Below are 17,684 nucleotides of genomic sequence, written 5' to 3' on the forward strand. Positions count from 1 at the left end.
ATCACGAAATGGCCTCCTACAACCTCGCCCTTGCCGAGGCGGCTCTGGAAGACATGAATGCCACACATGACTGAGCCCCTCACAGATAGCCTCACCCTTCTCTCCGATCGTCTCGGCGATCCGACGGAGGAGGTTTATGCGCGCCTCTTCCGTACGCATCCTGACCTGGAGCCCCTGTTCAGCATGGATACGGATGGCGGGGTGCGGGGGTCGATGCTGTCGCAGGCTTTCGACTGCCTGATGGATCTTGCGGAGGGTCCCGGCAGGCTGGCCGAGACGGTGATCCGGGCCGAACGGGAAAACCACGACACCTATGATGTGCCGGCGGGCATGTTCGAGGTGTTCTTCGACATCATCCGCGACGTGACGAAGGAAGCCGCGGGCGCGGACTGGACGCCGGCGATGGAGACGGCGTGGACGGCTGTGCTGGCGAAGGCGGACGCCTTCGCCGCGCAGCAACCCGTCAAAGCCTGATCAGGCGTCGACGTTCGTCTTGGCCTGGCGCTTGCGCACGTTCGGATCGAGATGGATCTTGCGCAGGCGGATGTTCTTCGGCGTCACTTCGACGAGTTCATCGTCGGCGATGTAGGCGAGCGACTTTTCCAGCGTCATCTGCAGCGGCGGCGTGAGGCGCACGGCCTCGTCCGAGCCGGAGGCGCGCATGTTGGTGAGCTTCTTGCCCTTGAGGACGTTCACTTCGAGATCGTTGTCGCGCGTGTGCTCGCCGACGATCATGCCGCCATACACCTTGTCGCCCGGATGGATCATCATCGGGCCGCGGTCTTCGAGGTTCCACAGCGCGAAGGCGACGGCCTCGCCCTGCTCCATCGCGATCAGCACGCCGGTGTGGCGGCCCTGGATGCGGCCCTTGTGCGGGGCGTATTCGTGGAAGATGCGGTTCATGATGGCGGTGCCGCGCGTATCGGACAGAAGCTCGCCCTGATAACCGATCAGGCCGCGCGTCGGCGCATAGAACACCATCCGCGTGCGGCCGACGCCGGAGGGGCGCATGTCGACCATGTCGGCTTTGCGCTCCGACAGTTTCTGCACGACGATGCCGGAATGCTCGTCGTCGACGTCGATGATGACTTCCTCGATGGGCTCCAGGCGTTCGCCGCTCTCGCTGGTCTGGTAGACGACCTGCGGACGCGAGACGCCCAGTTCGAAGCCTTCGCGGCGCATGGTTTCGATCAGCACGGCCAGCTGGAGTTCGCCGCGGCCGGAGACGGTAAACGCTTCGGCATCGGTGGCGCGGTCGACCTTCAGGGCGACGTTGCCTTCAGCTTCCTTCAGCAGCCGGTCCCAGATCATCCGGGAGGTGACCTTCGTGCCTTCGGTGCCGGCGAGCGGCGAGTCGTTGACGCGGAAGGTCATCGAGATGGTCGGCGGGTCGATCGGCTGGGCGGCAATCGGCGTGGTGACGGACGGGTCGCAGAATGTGTCGGCGACGTTCGCCTTGGTCATGCCCGCGAGCGAGACGATGTCGCCGGCCTGCGCTTCGTCCACCGGCACGCGCTCAAGGCCGCGGAAGGCGAGCACTTTCGAGACGCGGCCCTGCTCGACCAGTTCGCCTTCACGGTTCAGCACCTTGATGGACTGGTTCGGCTTCACGATGCCGGACGCGATGCGTCCGGTGAGGATGCGGCCGAGGAAATTGTCGGCGGAGATCGTGGTGGCGAGGAAGCGGAACGGCCCCTCTTCCACTTTCGGCACCGGCACATGATCGACGACGAGCTGGAACAGCTCGTCCATGTTGGCCTTCGCCTCCTCGTACTGTTTCGACATCCAGCCCTGCTTGGCCGAGCCGTAGAGGATGGGGAAGTCGAGCTGCTCGTCGGTCGCATCGAGATTGGCGAAGAGGTCGAACACTTCATTGACCACTTCGTCGGGGCGGCGCTCCGGCTTGTCGATCTTGTTGACGGCGACGATGGGCTTCAGGCCCACTTTCAGCGCTTTGGAGACCACGAACTTGGTCTGCGGCATCGGGCCTTCGGCGGCGTCGACCAGCACGATGGCGCCGTCCACCATGTCGAGGATACGCTCCACCTCGCCGCCGAAATCGGCGTGTCCGGGCGTGTCGACGATGTTGATGCGGTAACCGTTCCATTCCACCGAGGTCGTCTTGGCAAGGATGGTGATACCGCGCTCTTTTTCGAGATCGTTGGAATCCATCATCCGCTCGGCGGTCTTCTCGTTCTCACGGAAGGTGCCGGATTGCTTCAGCAGCTCGTCCACCAGCGTCGTCTTGCCGTGGTCGACGTGGGCGATGATGGCGATATTGCGCATTTTCTCGATAGGCGTGGACATAACGAAGCGTCTTTCGGGGAGGAAATGGGGGGCTTTTGGCGCCCCGGTACCCGAAGAGACCCGTTTTGGCTATGCCCAAGTGTCAGAAAGGCCTCAGACCGGGCCGAAGGCAGGCAGGCTGCGGAGGCTGATGACGGTCTGCAGGGCATTCAGCTGGTCGCCGCAGGATATTGGCGCCAGCTCCGCCCCATCCGGCCCGGCAAACACGAGCGGCTCACCCGCCGCACAGCTCCTGCGGACGGCCGTATAGGCCTCTCGGGGGGCGGTGACGAGGCTTTTGCCATTCACGAAGGCCACCCTGGGGCCGCCATTGAGTGGGGGCGCGCAGCGGTCGCCCATGTCGAGGAAGTAGTGGTCCGGGTTGCCATAGATGCTGTAGCCGCCGGTGCAGTGGTCCTTCAGGGTGGCGACGAGAACATCGATGGCGAGTTGTGGCTCGTCGGGCGGCGTGTCGTCCGGCCCGAGCACTTCGGTCTCGATGCCGAGTTCGGAGAGCCCGGCCGCGAACTCGCGCCAGCCTCCCTCGCTCAAGCCTTCCTCCAGCCTGTCGAGGCGCGACCCGAACGCCTCGCCGCCAAAGCGCTCAGCGACCGAGCGGAAAAGCGCTGTGTCGAAGGACGGACGGCCCTCTTCGTCCGGAACGGACTCCTCAAACACGGTCGCCCAGATATCGAAAATGTCGCCCGTCCCTGCTTTATGTGCTGCCGCATCGGCAATCAGCTGGACCAGCAACCCGCATTGGTAAGGCGCAGGACCTCGGCTTGCCTTTTCGGTGTCGCGCAGCGATGCGGCACCGAGCAGCGAGCGGCATTCAGCCAACGCCCTATCGGCGGAGGCGACCAATTGGTCCGGAGACATCCAGACCCGGTTGGCCGCATATTCCGCCGCGCCTTCATGCAGCCAGCTCTGCGCATCGTTTTCCGTCGCGTTGAACATCTGGCCCAGCCAGACATGCGCCGTTTCATGGGCTGCGAGATTTGTCAGCTGGCCGAGTATGTCATCGCTCGACGGATCCAGCGCGAGGCCGCGCAAGTGCATCGTGATGAACCGGCCGAGTGAGCCACCCTTCCAACTGCGTCCCTCGCCCTCTGGGGAATAGGTGACAACAAGCACCGGCGATTCTTTCGGCGGCACGCCATAGCGTTCGGAGAAACGGATCGCGGCCTTTTTGATCTCCGCATCGAGACGGTCATGCAGCCAGCCCGGAACGTCGTTCCCCGCGACGATACCGGCGACGCCCTGCGACACGTTCTGCGGCGGGCCGAAATAAATGAGTTCGGAGTCGGAGGGATCCACCTCGGAATCCGCGTCCAGCATGTCGCCATGCGCGTAGATGATGTCGTCATCCGTCAGGCCGTCGACACGGATCCGGACGTCCTGCCCTTCCGGAGCGAAGGCCCAGCCATAGACGACCCAGCCCTCCTCGCCAATGCGCGCGACCGGCACATAAAATCGGTCATAGAATTTCTGCGCCGGCAGGATCGTCAGCGAGAAATGGTCGAATGCCGCGCCGTCGCGCCGGGAGAGGGCGTAACCGTCGAAGGCATAAATGCCGGCATCGGCAGACCATTCCGCTGCGCGTTCCGGAACCGACATCGGATCGGGCTGGAAAGTGAACTGCGTGACCGGCAGGGGCAATGTCCACTCCGCGACGAGATGATAGCCTTGTCGCGACAGGACGACCTCGGCGGCCGCTTGGGTCTCATCCGTTCCGTCTGTCTCGGGCGCGGACATGCACGCACTCATAAGGAAGGCAATGACTCCGACCATCAGCACGCGCGGAGACAGGAACGATAATGCCATTCTGGAGCCCTTCCCTTTTCTTTGCCCTTGTGGAGGCCGATGATGCGAACAGCAAGACGGGAGGAAATCAAAAAATGAAACCTGTGCTCGCAAGCTTCGCCGCCATGCTGTGCCTTGGTGCCTGCGCCTCGACTGAGGAGGCCTATCTCTTTTCTTCCTTTCGCGGCGACGGCGAAGACGGCCTTCATCTCGCCTGGAGCGAGGACGGATATGTCTGGACTGCGCTGAAGGGCGACCGGAGTTTCATGCTGCCCGAGATTGGCGGAAAGCTGATGCGCGATCCCTGCATCATAAAGGGGCCGGACGGCATGTATCACATGGTGTGGACCACCGGCTGGTGGGAGAACAATCTTGGCGTCGCCCATTCCGCCGATCTCATCCACTGGTCCCGACAACAGGACGTGCCGGTGATGGGGCATGTGCCGGATGTGATGAACACCTGGGCACCGGAAATTATCTATATGAAGGACACGGAAGAATACCTGATCTTCTGGTCTTCCGCGATCCCGGACACGTTTCCGGATACGGCCGACCGCGGCGACATCCGCTCGACGATCGGCAAATCGCTCAACCATCGTATCTATGCCGTGACCACACGGGACTTCGAGACATATTCGGACACCTTCCTTTTCTATGATGGCGGCTTTGTCTCCATCGACGCGTCGATCCTGCAGGAACCGGATCGCGCGATCATGTTCATCAAGGATGAGACGAAGCGCCCCGTACCGGAGAAGAATGTCCGCATCGCCATTGCCGAAACGGCACACGGTCCATTCGGTGAGGCGAGCGCACCGGTCTCGCCTGAGGGCGTCTGGGTCGAAGGGCCCACAGTCATGAAAGTTGATGGCACCTATCTTGTCTATTTCGATGCCTATATGGAGCATCGCATGCGCGCGATGCGATCGGACGATCTCGAAACATGGGACGACATAACAGGCGAGATCAGTTTCCCAGCAGGCACGCGTCATGGCAGCGTGCTGAAAGTCGACAAGGCGGTGATCGACAGGATCATCGACGCGACGCAGGAATAGGCTTCGCGCAGATCAGGAACAGCAGATGACGAATTCAAACGACATGCCGCTCGCGGCGCGGCCTATCGATCGCGCAGCGCACCGGCGCACAGACGAAGCCTGGCTTGAAGGCGCGTTCCAGCGCGACGACGCGCTCATCCTCATGATGCGCAATGGCGAACCGTTCGTCTCGCCCGGCCGCGACAGCGGGCTCGTCTGGATGGGACCGGAAGCTGCGCGCGTGTCGGCGGGATCGCCGCGTCTTTTCCTTGGCGAAGACTCTGCGGGTGCACCTGTGTTCGCGATGAATCTTCCTGACCGCTTCGATCTCGACTCTTCTCTCATTGCAGGCGCGGGAGAGTTTCGCGACTTCCGCGCAGCGGCCGCGGTGATTCCGCCGATGGATGCGAACTGCGCGTCGACCGCGCGCTCGATTTTCCTGTGGCATGAGAGTCACAGGTTCTGCTCAAAATGCGGTTCGCAAAGTGCGATGGTCGAAGCCGGATGGAAGCGCCAGTGTCCGACTTGCGGTGCCGAACATTTCCCGCGCACAGATCCGGTTGCGATCATGCTGGCGGTCAAAGACGATCGCGCGCTGATCGGAAGACAGAAAATGTGGCCGCCTGGATTCCATTCCTGCCTCGCAGGTTTCTGCGAACCGGGCGAAACGATCGAACAGGCCGCAGCGCGTGAACTGTTCGAGGAAGCTGGTGTAAAATCTGATGCTGCCAGCGCAGAATACATTGCATGCCAGCCCTGGCCCTTCCCGTCTTCGCTCATGGTCGGCCTCATTCTCGAAGCGGAGTCGTTCGACATTTCCGTCGATACGAAAGAACTCGAGTCGGCACGCTGGGTGACTCGTGAAGAGATGGTGAGCATCCTCGAAGGAACTCATGAGAGCATCTTCGCACCTCCGCCGATGGCCATCGCGCATCACATCATGAAGGCCTGGACGGAAAAATCTGTTTGACCGCACACGGAAGACGTGTTTCCGCTCGTCTTACAGACGAAAATCTGGAGTTGATTTCGCGCGAATCACATTAGTGAAAATCTTGCCACTGACAGGAGATCGGAAATGGCAATCGCAAAGAAACCTGCTGCGAAGAAAACGGCTGCAAAGCCGGCAGCAAAAAAAGTTGTCGCCAAGAAGCCGGCTGCGAAGCCGGCCGCAAAGGCAGCTGCAAAGCCGGCGGCTAAGAAGCCGGCTGTGAAGAAGCCGGTCGTCAAGGCCGCTGCAGCGACCAAGAAAGCTGCCCCGAAAGCAGCAAAGCCGGCCGTCAAAAAGCCTGCTGCAAAGAAGCCGGCTGCTAAGAAGCCTGCTGCCAAGAAGAAATAAGTCTCCGGACTTTCTTCAAGAGAAGCGGACGAGGGAAACCTCGTCCGCTTTTTTCTTGCCTGTCATGCAGCGAATGCAGGGCGCCTAGTCGTTCCGCTCCGCCCATTCCGTGTCGGCTTTCGAGATGAAGCCCGGAATGTCCTTCACCCACTTCTTCTGAACCCCGGCATTGTAGTTGAGATAGAGCTTGCCATCGACGATGCGCCAGAACTTCGCGTCGCCCTTGGCATAATTGCCGTCGGCCATCGCCCAGGCGCAGTAGCCGCCATATTGCGGGGCAAATTTTGCAGGGTCCGCGACGAACGCATCGCGATTGGCGGCCGACGAGAACTGGAAGGTCGCCCCCATGTATTCCGTCGTGAAGGCATCGCTCCCTTTGACCGGCATACCGTCGGTGAAATAGGCAACCGGATCGTAGCCCTGCACGGCGAGGTTCGAAAAGCGGGCGGTGTAGATCGGCGGTTCGGCATTGGCCGCTGGCGCAGCAATTACGACCGGCATGGCGGCGATCGATGCGGCGAGAAGAAGCGTGCGCAGTTTCATCTGGAATATCCTTTGCGAAAGTAGGGCCGGCCACCGGACGGGGTGAGGTTTGGGGCAGTCCGGCGGCCGGCGCGAAGCCTCAGGCTGTGGCCAGTGGGGCTTCGGAACGAAGAGCGGTTTTCGATGGCGGCACGAGGACGTCCCGGATGCCGCCAAGGATGGTGAAGAGGGTTTTGCGCCGGGCGGCGAGCATGGCGATCGAGGTCAGCCAGACCGTCACCGCCATTGCAAACAGGCCGCCGCCATCATTGTTCGGGTCGATGCCGAGCGGCGTGAAAAGATGGAAACTGACCGCGCCGGTCATGACGGCAACGGCGATCAGCGCGCCGACTGTCTGCAGGCGGCGAAGCGCCGGCACCAGGCCGAGCAGGAGCAAGCTCGACGCCGCGAATTCCGCCGTGCCGATGACATACTGGCTGAAGAGGCCCGTCTGGGCGAACAGGCCGCCTGCCCCGAAGCTGGACGCCCAGGCATCGAGGCGGCCGAAGATCACCTGCGTCTCGATGGCGTTGGTGAACTTGAAGCGAAGGCTGTCGAGAAATACCGCCGACGCGATGAGGCTGTAGGCGATGGGTAAGTAAGTCCTGATCTTGCTGAGCATGGTGCGTCTCCCTCTGGCGCTGTTCGTCGCACGGAATGCCGCTCACCGGCAAAGCAAAGGCCTGTGAAGCGGACTGACGAAAGCGTGAGCAGCACAGGAGGCCGGAGACGCTGTCGCGGTCCGGTCATTGACGCCTCATTTCCGTGTGCGGTCAGCCGGTGTCAGGCCACGCCTCAAGCGCGCGCTTCAGGTGCACGGGCAGGACCGCGGCAACAAGGCCCAGTGCCGGGCTGAACCGGTGGGCGCCTGCCAAGGGCGCGACAAGCGGGCGGGGTTCACCGCGCAGCCGCCAGCGGCGGAGCGTCTGTGCGAGACGGCGGGCATGAGCGTCAGGCGCCTGAAGGATACGGTGCAGCGCTGCCCAGCGCGCGAGGACCGGCGCTGCCGGCACCGGGCCGGAAACGATGACACGTGTGAGGCTCCGAAGACGCTCCGGAAAGGCTCCGGAGAGGCCGGGCACGAGCGCGATCCCCCTCACCGGCGCCCTGAACGTGGCGGTGACGTCTTCGACACCGTCCGGGCAGGCCGCACCGGACCTGTGCCGCGGCTTCGCCGGCGGCAGGACGATGGACAGCGCGAGCAGGAACAGAAGACGGCGCAGAATGAGCGTGAGCTGTCTCATCCCGGCCATGCAGCGGCGCCTCATCCGCTTTGTCAGGGCCAAGGGCTGCAGATGCAGGCTCGCGCGGTCGACGATGCGCAACAGGCCATCGCCCACTGCGCGGAAGCCTTCGTCGAGAAAGTCGCGGTTCGCCGTCATGCGTGAAAGATCGCACGGCGCTCTATCAGGCGGATTGAGCGGGACTTATCCCTCAGACGGCGCGGTCAGGCGCAGAGGGAAAAACGCCGAGCAGCTTCATCGACTGGGTGAAGAATCCGAGTTCCTCTAGCGCCAGCTGTACGGGGCGCTCGTCAGGATGCCCCTCGATCTCGGCATAGAATTGCGTGGCGGTGAACTGGCCGCCGACCATGTAGCTTTCCAGCTTGGTCATGTTGACGCCGTTGGTGGCAAAGCCGCCGAGCGCCTTGAACAGGGCCGCCGGAATGTTGCGCACTTCGAACAGGAAGGCCGTCTTGGCGGGCCCGTGCTCGGCGTCGATCTCGGCGCCATCGCGCGCCATGATGATGAAGCGCGTCGTGTTGTGCGCGGCGTCCTCGATGTCCTCGGCGAGGATGTCGAGGCCGTAGACCTCAGCGGCCAGGCGCGGGGCGATGGCGGCGACGGTGCGGTCACCCAGTTCGGCCACTTCGCGGGCGGCGCCAGCGGTGTCGGCAGACGTCACCGGCTCGATGCCGTGCTGGCGCAGGAAGTTGCGGCACTGGCCGAGGCCCATGATGTGGGAGCGCGCCCTGGTCACCTCTTCCAGCCTGCTGCCCGGCAGGGCCATCAGCTGGAACCGGATCGGCAGGTAGTATTCGCCGACGATCTGCAGGCTTGTCCCCGGAAGGAGGGAGTGGATATCCCCCACCCGTCCGGCGATGGTGTTCTCGACCGGGATCATGGCAAGATCGGCGTCGCCGCGTTCGACGGCAGCGAAGCAATCCTCGAAGGTGCGGCAGGACATCGGTTCCATGCCCGGAAAGGCCTGGTTGCAGGCGATATGCGAATTGGCCCCCGGCTCGCCCTGATAAGCGATCTTTCCCGTCATTTTCCCGGCCCTCACCCCTGAATTCCTGTAACAAACACTGCGTCGGATCGCCGCGACAGAAGGGTGAAGCCACCCCCGTGCGCAGGCTTTATATTGCGACGTTTCCGTTAGCGTGCCAAAAGGCGCGCGCCAAGACTTATGACCAGACAGATTCGAAGGAACATCCTCATGGGGGAACTCGGTCTCAACAAGATCCTCGGGGCCTTGCTGGCTACCGCGCTCGGCCTGTTTGGCCTGAAGTCGCTTTCGGACATCGTGTTCAGCTCGGGCGGCGAAGGCCATCACGGCGAAGAGCATGCTGAAGCGACGTCGATGTCGGAAGAGATGTGCGGGAAATTCGCTTACTGCATCGAAATCGCCGGCGGCAGCGGCGGCGGTGAAGTGGCTGAGGAAACAGTGTTCGACCTCGGCGCCCTGCTGGCAGCGGCCGACCCGGCCCGCGGCGAGCGGACTTTCAAGGGCCAGTGCACCACCTGCCACACGATCGAGGATGGCGGCTCCAACGGCACCGGCCCGAACCTGCACGGCGTGGTCGGCGCGGACAAAGGCCACCATTCCGGCTTCAGCTACTCCGCAGCGCTTTCTGCCGTAGGCGGCACCTGGACCTATGAGGACCTGGACCACTGGCTGACCAATCCGTCTTCCTTCGCCCGCGGCACGTCGATGTCCTTCGCCGGCCTGCGCAAGGATGCCGACCGGATGAACGTGATTGCCTACCTCGCGCAGAACTCGCCGAATGCTCCGGCGTTCCCGGCACCGCTGGCGGCTGGCGGTGATGCGCCTGCCGACGGCGCTGAAGCCCCTGCAGAAGGCGAAGCGGCTCCTGAGGGCGTCGTGGAAGGTGCTTCGGCGACAGTCGAGGATGCAGCCGCAGCCGTGACCGACGTGGTGCAAGAATCTGCTGACGCGGCAACGGATGCTGCGGAAGACGCGCTGGACGCCCTGACGCCGGAAGGTACCGACGTCGAGGAATAGTCAGGCCGCGGCGGGCGAGGCCTTCCAGGCCGGAACCTGCCCTCTCTCAGACGAGACATCTATGCGCCGGGCCCCTATGGGCTCGGCGTAATAGTTTGCGATCCGGGTGATTGCATCCTGTAATGGTTCCTGCGCAACAGCCATGTGCCAGGCGTTCGCGTGCAGCAGGGTTTCCGGATCGGTCATCACGCCGACATGGCCCTTCCAGAAGACGAGATCGCCGCGACGGAGCACGCCGGGCGCCCGCCAGTCTGCAATCGCCGCTCCACACCAGGCGAACTGCATGTCGCTGTCGCGCGGCAGGAGCACGCCGGCGGCCTCGAAGGCCTGCTGGGTGAGGCCGGTGCAGTCGAGGCCGAGGCTGGTGCGGCCACCCCAGAGATAGGGCGTGCCGAGGAATTTGAGGGCAACCGATACGGCATCCGGCATGACCGGCGCGAGACTTCCGGAGGGGTCATAATTGACTTCCAGATGCCGTGAGTTGACCCAGCCGGCGCCGTCGCAGTGCCGCCAGTCGCCCTCCTGCCCCGTGACGCGCACCAGGGCGCCGAGGCTCAGCACCATCATGGGAGGCGATTTGAGGTCCGGCGCCGCATAGGCATGGGTGCGCAGGGTCGCGACGCGGTGTGTCCGGCCAGTTATCCCCTCGCTTATCCCCCTGACATCGGCCCAGCCGATATAGCGGTCGCGGCGGCACTGGACGAGGGCGAAGCCGTCCTTCGCGTCATGGACGTCGAGCGCTTCGCCATGCAGCGCTTCGGAGGCGAGGCGGGCATCGGCGGCGGGCGCTTCGCGGACGGCGACCGATGCGGCCAGCACCTGCCAGGGCGTGCCCCGTCCGGGTGGCGGGGTCAGGCGCTTGTCGTCAAAGTCAGGCATGAATGGCCCCGCGGCGGTTTCCTCAGGCCGCAGATGCCTTGCGCGACGGCTTGGCAGCGGCAGCCTCGGCATCCTTGCCGGCGGCTGCGGCCATTATAAGGCCGGCAAAGGCCCGGAGATAGGCCGTCCCCTCCGGCTTGCGCTCAAGGAAGATGTTGCGCAGGTCCGCCTCGTCGCGCACGCGGCGGATGAAGTCGAGCCGCTCCAGCGTGTCGAGCGCGCGGGTGACGGCAGGCTTGGCAATGTTCAGCTGTTCGGCAAGGCCGCGCACCGTGTGCGGACCGGCCGAGAGGCAAATGGTCATCAGGATGGCCTGCTGGCGGGCGGTGAGGTCCGGCGCCTCGGAACGGACCGACGCGGTGACCGCGCGGCGCCAGAGTTCCAGACCATCGCGCTCCGACAATTCCATCCCTTTAGCCCTTCCCGGTTTCGTTCTCTGGAAGAATCTCGGCTGATTTGCCGGGGCCGTCCACCCCTCGAGACCCGCGGCCGCACTCGCCTGAGGCGCTGCAGCCCCTTCACATTGTGGACAAAACACCCGACATTGGGGCCATGGCCACCGCGCACTCACATTCCCATGCCAACACGCCCTGCAGCCCGCAGGATATCGACGCGTTCCTGAACGAGGCAGAGACCCTCGTCGCCCGTCAGGGCCAGCGGATGACGAAGATCCGCCGCAAGGTGCTGCGCCTGCTGCTGGAGAGTGCGGAGCCGGCCAAGGCCTATGACCTGCTGGCCAATCTCGACGGCGAAGGCGCGGCGAAGCCGCCGACCATCTACCGGGCGCTCGACTTCCTGCAGGAGACGGGCCTTGCCCACAAGATCGAGAGCCTCAACGCCTATGTCGCCTGCGGCCATACCAGCCACAAGCATTCGGCCGTGTTCCTGATCTGCGAGAAGTGCCATGGCGCAGAGGAACTGCATGCGGTGGCCACGAATGCGGCGCTGAAAACGGAAACGGCTGCGGCCGGCTTCCATATGAACCGCGCCGTGGTCGAAGTGCGCGGCATCTGCCGGGACTGTGCCGCGTGAAGACTGTCTGGCGGGGCATCTGCAACCAGTGGGATTGCGACGAGATGGGGCACATGAATGTGCGCGTCTATGTCGAGAAGCAGATGGAAGGCCTTGCGGTGTTCGCCCATGCGCTCGGCATGCCGCACGCCTTTGCCAAGAATGCGCCGTCGACGATCATTCCGGTGGACCAGCATATCCGCTTCGTGCGCGAAGTGTTGCCAGGGCGGCCGATCACGATGCAGGGCTGCCTCGTCGAAGTCGGCGAGCGCGATGCGGTGGTGTACCAGGAGCTGCGCCATGGCGATGGCGAACTGGCCGCCTGCTTCCGCACACGGATTGCGCATGTCGATACGTCGAGCATCGAGCCCTTCGCCTGGGGCAAGCGCGTGCGCGCCGCGATGGCCGACGATCTGGGCACGCCGCCGGAGGAATCCGCGCCGCGCTCGATCGACCCGGATGCGCCGGGCATTCCGCTGACAGACATCTCCATCGACCTGCCCCGCTCGCTGGGCGTTCCGTGCATCGGCATGGGCGCCGTGCCGGCCAAGCATCTCAACGTGCACGGATGGATGGAACCGCAATGGATCATCGGCCGGGTGTCGGATTCGGTGCCGAACCTCCTGCATGGCTGGCGCAAGACAGTGGCCGAGACGGCGGGCGGCCTGCGCATGGGCGCGGCGGTGCTGGAGTACCGCATCCGTTATCATGCCTGGCCGCAGGCGGGCGATTTGTTCGAAGTCTATACCGGCCTTGGCGACGTCATCGGAAAGACGCACAGCCTGTACCATTGGGTAATGGACCCGGTGACGGGCAAGCCCTGGGCGACAACCCGCGCGGTGGCGATCACGCTGGACCTCGACGCGCGCAAGGCGATTCCGGCGGCGCCAGAGGCGCTGGCGGAACTTGAGCGGCTGGCGCCGAAGGGGCTGGGGATTTAGGCGACTTCAGAGACAAGAAGCAGGATCGGCGGCTCGCCATTTTCAGGTTTCAATCCATGAAAGCGATCCACTCGCCGTCCTGTGTGAAAATGTTGTAGCCTCCTTCGCTATTTTTCGCGGCAAAGGCGATCCAATCGTTTTCAAGCGAGAACCAATTGAAGCCGCCTTCGCTATTGCCGATAAGGTTTCCGATCCATTCCATTGATGGAGAGAAGACCAGCAGATTGTCACTGTTTGCGAAAACCACGATGCCGATGGGCTCTGCATCAAGATCGAACAGATAATAGCCACTCCAACTTCCGTATTCCGGGGAGAGAGAAGGCTTGTAGGTCGGATTGATCGAAATGTTATAGGTTGGATTGATCGACGTATTGTAATCCGGGTTGATCGCAGTGCTGTAATCCGGATTGATCGACGTGTTATATTTCGGGTTGATTGAGGTGTTGTATTTTGGATTGATCGACGAGTTGTAATTTGGATTGATCGAGGAATTGTATTTGGGGTTGATTGACGAGTTGTATTTTGGGTTGTCTTGAGAGCCTATCTCTCCACGCGCTGAGCCGAAGGAAAGGGCCAACACCAAGACAAGCAGTGGTCCGGCAAAAGAATACAACTTCGGCATCTATTCTTATTCTCCCGCAACCCAATCCGCGATTAACTGATTGTATTGAAGGGTTGTCACGGGACCGCCTCCACATGGCGTTATCGTCAATACTATCGGCTCCTCGGTAGCGTTCTTCGCTAAGTCCTCCGCATCTGCTATCGACGCGCAGCGCACGGGGTCTTGGCCTCCCACAGTCAATAGAACTAGATCAGCCATATTGTTCCTCGCGCTTTGAACACTAGGACATGACCATAGAAGGATCTGGCTCGACAAGGGGATTCGATTGTCGGCCCTCGGTTCGCAGCCATTCCGGCATCCACTGGACACGCGCCATTCTCTACAGTGCCGCTATTTCCGAATGCAAGTGAATGAACCCTAAAGCGCCGTCGCCAGTATCTCCGCAATGCGGGGGATGTCGTTGGCGTTGATGCCGGCGATGTTGATGCGGCCGGAGGACGGCATGTAGAGGCCGAGCTCTTCGCGGAGTTTCTTCGCGCCGTCGGGCGAGATCGGCAGCTGGCTGAACATGCCGTTCTGGTTGGAAAGCTCGGCGAGTTCGTTGGAGCCGGTCTTGGCGACAAGCGCGTCGGAGAGCGCCTTGCGCAGAGCGATCATCCGTTCGCGCATCGAGGTGAGTTCGGCTTCCCATTCGGCGCGCAATTCCTTGTCGCCAAGGATGGTGGCGACGATGCCGGCGCCGTGGGCGGGCGGCATGGACCAGGTGGCGCGGCCGATGTCGGCGACATGGGTGGTCGCCGCTGTAATGCCTTCCGGCGTCGCGCCGAGGGCGAGGAAGCAGCCGGTGCGCTCGCGGTAGAGCCCGAAATTCTTGGAGCAGGAATAGGCGACCATGCCCTCCCCCGCCGCATCGAGGAAGGCGCGCACGCCAGCCATGTCCTTGTCGAGGCTTTCGGCGAAGCCATGATAGGCGACATCGATCATGACGACGAGGCCCTTGGCTTTTGCGAGTTCGCCGAGCGTCGTCCAGAAGCGGTAGGGTATGTCGATGCCGGTCGGGTTGTGGCACGGGCCCTGGATGATGACGCCGTCGCCGGGCTCAGCCCGCATCAGGGCGTCGAGGATTCCGGTGGGCGAGAGCCGTCCGCCCACGGCATAGTCGTATTCCGCGACGGCGAGGCCGAGGGATTTCACCACATTCGGATGGTTCGGCCAGGTCGGGTTCGAGACCCAGACTTTCTTCGTGCCCATGCGGCGCATGAGGCTGACGCCGGCGAAGAGGGCGCCGCAGCCGCCGGGCGCGGTGAAGGACAGCGTGCGGCCCTGCTTGCGGGCGGGATGGTCGGCCCCGAAGACGAAATCCTCGACATGGGAGCAGAACTCCACATTGCCGCGGGGGCCTTCATAGACCTTGGTGTCCTGCGCCGCGAGCATGCGCGCTTCGGCCTTTTTCACGGCCGAGAGGATAGGCGTCCTGCCCGCCTCGTCCTTGTAGACGCCGACGCCGAGATCGAATTTCTCGGGCCGCGCGTCTTCGCGATAAGCGACCATCAGGCCGAGCAGTGCATCGGGCGGAAGGGTCGAGAGTCCGGAATAGAGTGACATGGCGATCAGGCGACGAGCGTCGCTTCGGTCTTGTCCTTCACGTCCTGCATGGAGACGCCGGGGGCGAGTTCGATGACCTTGAGGCCGCCGGGCACCACATCCATCACGCAGAGATCGGTGATGATGCGCTTGACCACGCCCTTGCCGGTGAGCGGCAGGGTGCAGGCCTTCAGCACTTTCGTTTCGCCGGCCTTGTTGGTGTGATCCATGACGACGACGATGTGCTTGACGCCGGCGACGAGATCCATCGCGCCGCCCATGCCCTTCACCATCTTGCCGGGGATCATCCAGTTGGCGAGGTCGCCATTTTCCGCGACTTCCATGGCGCCGAGGATGGCGACGTCGATATGGCCGCCGCGGATCATCGCGAAGCTGGTCGCGTTGTCGAAGAAGCTGGAACGCGGCAGCGTGGTGATGGTCTGCTTGCCGGCATTGATGAGGTCGGGGTCTTCCTCGCCTTCATAGGGGAACGGGCCCATGCCGAGCATGCCGTTCTCCGACTGGAGGGTGACGTCCATGTCGTCCGGAATGTGGTTCGCCACCAGCGTCGGGATGCCGATGCCGAGGTTCACATAGTAACCGTCGTGAAGTTCCTTGGCGGCGCGGGCCGCCATGTCGTCGCGTGTCCAGGGCATTAGTAGTGCTCCCGCTTCCGTACTGTGCGTTGCTCGATGCGCTTCTCGAAGGTGCCCTTCACGATGCGCTGGACGAAGATGCCCGGCAGGTGGATTTCATCGGGGTCGATGTCGCCGGTGGGGACGAGTTCCTCCACTTCGGCCACGGTGACCTTGCCGGCCATGGCCATGGGCGGGTTGAAGTTGCGGGCCGTCTTGTTGAAGACGAGATTGCCCTGCGTGTCGCCCTTCTGGGCCTTCACGATCGAGAGGTCGGACACGAGGCCGGTTTCGAGAATGTACGTCTCGCCGTTGAACTCGCGGTGTTCCTTGCCTTCGGCGACCAGCGTGCCGACGCCGGTCTTGGTGTAGAAGCCGGGAATGCCTGCCCCGCCGGCGCGGCAGCGCTCTGCCAGCGTGCCCTGCGGGTTGAATTCGACTTCCAGCTCGCCGGAAAGATACTGGCGCTCGAACTCCTTGTTCTCGCCGACATAGGACGAGACCATCTTTTTGATCTGCCGCGTCTGGAGCAGGAGGCCGAGGCCGAAATCGTCGACGCCGGCATTGTTGGAAATCGCGGTGATGCCTTTGACGCCCGAGTCGCGCAAGGCGAGGATCAGGTTCTCCGGGATGCCGCAGAGGCCGAAGCCCCCGGCCATCACGGTCATGCCGTCGAAGGTCAGGCCTTCGAGGGCTTCCTTGGCAGTTGAATAGACTTTTCCGGCCATGCGGGATGGGCCTCCCCTAGGGTCATGTTGCGGTGCAGCAGGAGGTTTAGACCTGCTCGACGGTTTGTTCAATGGCGCCAAAGATCGAATGTCCGGCCTTGTCCAGCATCTCGATGCGCACCGTGTCGCCGGGCTTCATGAAGGGGGTCTTGGCCGCGCCGGTGGCGATGGTTTCGATCATGCGGATCTCGGCGATGCAGGAATAGCCGAGGCCGCCTTCGCTGACCGGTTTTCCGGGGCCGCCATCGCTGCCCTTGTTGGAGACGGTGCCGGAGCCGATGATCGTGCCGGCGCTGAGGGGACGGGTCTTGGCCGCATGAGCGACGAGGCGGGCGAGGCTGAAGGTCGCATCCACCGCCGCCTCTGCCCGGCCGAAGGGCTGGCCGTTGTAATCGACGTGCAGGGGCAGGTGGACGAGGCTGTCCTTCCAGGCATCGCCCAGCTCATCCGGCGTGACGGCGACCGGCGTGAACGCGGAGGGCGGCTTCGACTGGAAGAAGCCGAAGCCCTTGGCGAGTTCGGCCGGGATGAGGCCGCGGAGCGAGACGTCATTGCACAGCAGGACGAGCTTGATGTGGGCGCTCGCGTCGGCCTCGGCGACGCCCATGGGGACATCATCCGTGATGACGGCGATTTCCCCTTCCATGTCGCAGCCCCAGGCGACATCGCCCAGCGGGATGGCATCGCGGGGGCCGAGGAAGGCGTCTGAGCCGCCCTGGTACATCAACGGGTCATCGTAGAAGCTGTCCGGCACTTCGGCGCCGCGCGCTTTCCGGACGAGTTCGACGTGATTGATATAGGCCGAGCCGTCCGCCCACTGATAGGCGCGGGGCAGCGGGCTTTCGCAGTCATGCTCGTGGAAGCGGAAAGTGGGCACACTGCCCAGCTCCACCTGCTCTGCCAGCAACTGCAGGCGCGGGGCGTAGACATCCCATTTGTCGAGCGCGGCCTGCAGCGTCGGTGTGATGGAGGCGGCGTCCGTGGCGCGGGTCAGGTCTTTCGAGACGACGACGAGGCGGCCGTCGCGGGCGCCGTTGCGAAGGGTGGCGAGTTTCATGGGGCGTTTCCTGCGTGCAGGCTCATCCTGAGCGAAGTCGAAGGATGAGCCCGGTGTCTGGTG

At 63.2% G+C, this 17,684-nt stretch carries 20 protein-coding genes; 6 read left to right on the plus strand and 14 right to left on the minus strand.

Annotated elements, in window-relative coordinates; genetic code table 11:
* The first annotated feature begins 66 nt into the window (after positions 1-66).
* Positions 67-474: a globin gene (locus R3C13_RS02005; RefSeq protein ID WP_371309119.1), complete on the plus strand. Its 408-nt coding sequence runs from the start codon at positions 67-69 to the stop codon at positions 472-474.
* On the opposite strand, the gene typA is transcribed toward R3C13_RS02005, so the two are convergent.
* A complete protein-coding gene (gene typA, locus R3C13_RS02010) occupies positions 475-2,307 on the minus strand; it encodes a translational GTPase TypA (RefSeq protein WP_371309120.1) in 1,833 nt (610 codons plus the stop codon). It lies immediately after the preceding gene.
* 93 nt (positions 2,308-2,400) lie between these two features.
* On the minus strand, positions 2,401-4,110 hold the full coding sequence (locus R3C13_RS02015; protein WP_371309121.1) for a hypothetical protein: 1,710 nt from the start codon (positions 4,108-4,110) through the stop codon (positions 2,401-2,403).
* A gap of 74 nt (positions 4,111-4,184) precedes the next feature.
* On the opposite strand from R3C13_RS02015, the gene R3C13_RS02020 reads away from it, so the two are divergent.
* A complete protein-coding gene (locus tag R3C13_RS02020; protein ID WP_371309122.1) occupies positions 4,185-5,141 on the plus strand; it encodes a glycoside hydrolase family 43 protein in 957 nt (318 codons plus the stop codon).
* A gap of 25 nt (positions 5,142-5,166) precedes the next feature.
* Positions 5,167-6,090, plus strand: coding sequence for an NAD(+) diphosphatase (gene nudC, locus R3C13_RS02025; RefSeq protein ID WP_371309123.1), 924 nt, complete (start codon positions 5,167-5,169; stop codon positions 6,088-6,090).
* 65 nt (positions 6,091-6,155) lie between these two features.
* Here the strand turns inward: nudC and R3C13_RS02030 are convergent, their stop codons facing one another.
* The 5 genes from R3C13_RS02030 to R3C13_RS02050 form a co-directional block, all read right to left on the minus strand.
* Complete coding sequence (locus tag R3C13_RS02030) at positions 6,156-6,446, minus strand: hypothetical protein (RefSeq protein WP_371309124.1); 291 nt, start codon at positions 6,444-6,446, stop codon at positions 6,156-6,158.
* A 94-nt stretch (positions 6,447-6,540) separates the two neighbouring features.
* Positions 6,541-6,999, minus strand: a complete 459-nt coding sequence (locus tag R3C13_RS02035; protein WP_371309125.1) for a YHS domain-containing (seleno)protein — start codon at positions 6,997-6,999, stop codon at positions 6,541-6,543.
* A 79-nt stretch (positions 7,000-7,078) separates the two neighbouring features.
* On the minus strand, positions 7,079-7,600 hold the full coding sequence (locus R3C13_RS02040; protein ID WP_371309126.1) for a hypothetical protein: 522 nt from the start codon (positions 7,598-7,600) through the stop codon (positions 7,079-7,081).
* Between the two features lie 151 nt (positions 7,601-7,751).
* The gene (locus R3C13_RS02045; protein WP_371309127.1) at positions 7,752-8,360 is read right to left on the minus strand and encodes a hypothetical protein; all 609 of its coding nucleotides are present in this window, start codon (positions 8,358-8,360) and stop codon (positions 7,752-7,754) included.
* 52 nt (positions 8,361-8,412) lie between these two features.
* A complete protein-coding gene (locus tag R3C13_RS02050; protein ID WP_371309128.1) occupies positions 8,413-9,249 on the minus strand; it encodes a prephenate dehydratase in 837 nt (278 codons plus the stop codon).
* A 138-nt stretch (positions 9,250-9,387) separates the two neighbouring features.
* Between R3C13_RS02050 and R3C13_RS02055 the strand changes: the two genes are divergently transcribed.
* The gene (locus R3C13_RS02055; protein ID WP_371309129.1) at positions 9,388-10,224 is read left to right on the plus strand and encodes a cytochrome c family protein; all 837 of its coding nucleotides are present in this window, start codon (positions 9,388-9,390) and stop codon (positions 10,222-10,224) included.
* On the opposite strand, the gene R3C13_RS02060 is transcribed toward R3C13_RS02055, so the two are convergent.
* Both R3C13_RS02060 and R3C13_RS02065 read right to left on the minus strand, forming a co-directional pair.
* A complete protein-coding gene (locus R3C13_RS02060; protein WP_371309130.1) occupies positions 10,225-11,103 on the minus strand; it encodes an NlpC/P60 family protein in 879 nt (292 codons plus the stop codon).
* Positions 11,104-11,125: 22 nt separating this feature from the next.
* Positions 11,126-11,512, minus strand: a complete 387-nt coding sequence (locus tag R3C13_RS02065) for a MarR family transcriptional regulator (protein ID WP_371309131.1) — start codon at positions 11,510-11,512, stop codon at positions 11,126-11,128.
* 143 nt (positions 11,513-11,655) lie between these two features.
* On the opposite strand from R3C13_RS02065, the gene R3C13_RS02070 reads away from it, so the two are divergent.
* Both R3C13_RS02070 and R3C13_RS02075 read left to right on the plus strand, forming a co-directional pair.
* Positions 11,656-12,135, plus strand: coding sequence for a transcriptional repressor (locus R3C13_RS02070; RefSeq protein ID WP_371309132.1), 480 nt, complete (start codon positions 11,656-11,658; stop codon positions 12,133-12,135).
* On the plus strand, positions 12,132-13,055 hold the full coding sequence (locus R3C13_RS02075) for a thioesterase family protein (RefSeq protein WP_371309133.1): 924 nt from the start codon (positions 12,132-12,134) through the stop codon (positions 13,053-13,055). Before R3C13_RS02070 ends, R3C13_RS02075 begins: the two co-directional genes overlap by 4 nt.
* A 49-nt stretch (positions 13,056-13,104) precedes the next feature.
* Here the strand turns inward: R3C13_RS02075 and R3C13_RS02080 are convergent, their stop codons facing one another.
* From R3C13_RS02080 to R3C13_RS02100, 5 genes are all read right to left on the minus strand, one after another.
* Complete coding sequence (locus R3C13_RS02080) at positions 13,105-13,677, minus strand: hypothetical protein (protein ID WP_371309134.1); 573 nt, start codon at positions 13,675-13,677, stop codon at positions 13,105-13,107.
* 357 nt (positions 13,678-14,034) lie between these two features.
* Positions 14,035-15,222 carry an amino acid aminotransferase gene (locus R3C13_RS02085; protein WP_371309135.1) on the minus strand — a complete coding sequence of 396 codons (1,188 nt, stop codon included), beginning with the start codon at positions 15,220-15,222 and terminating at the stop codon, positions 14,035-14,037.
* A 5-nt stretch (positions 15,223-15,227) separates the two neighbouring features.
* The gene (locus R3C13_RS02090; protein ID WP_371309136.1) at positions 15,228-15,857 is read right to left on the minus strand and encodes a CoA transferase subunit B; all 630 of its coding nucleotides are present in this window, start codon (positions 15,855-15,857) and stop codon (positions 15,228-15,230) included.
* Positions 15,857-16,564, minus strand: a complete 708-nt coding sequence (locus tag R3C13_RS02095; RefSeq protein WP_371309137.1) for a CoA transferase subunit A — start codon at positions 16,562-16,564, stop codon at positions 15,857-15,859. The genes R3C13_RS02090 and R3C13_RS02095 overlap by 1 nt, the downstream gene beginning before the upstream one ends.
* A 46-nt stretch (positions 16,565-16,610) precedes the next feature.
* Positions 16,611-17,621: a fumarylacetoacetate hydrolase family protein gene (locus R3C13_RS02100; RefSeq protein ID WP_371309138.1), complete on the minus strand. Its 1,011-nt coding sequence runs from the start codon at positions 17,619-17,621 to the stop codon at positions 16,611-16,613.
* Between the last annotated feature and the right edge of the window lie 63 nt (positions 17,622-17,684).

Source organism: Hyphomonas sp. (genome assembly GCF_041398385.1).
Taxonomy (GTDB): Bacteria; Pseudomonadota; Alphaproteobacteria; order Caulobacterales; family Hyphomonadaceae; genus Hyphomonas.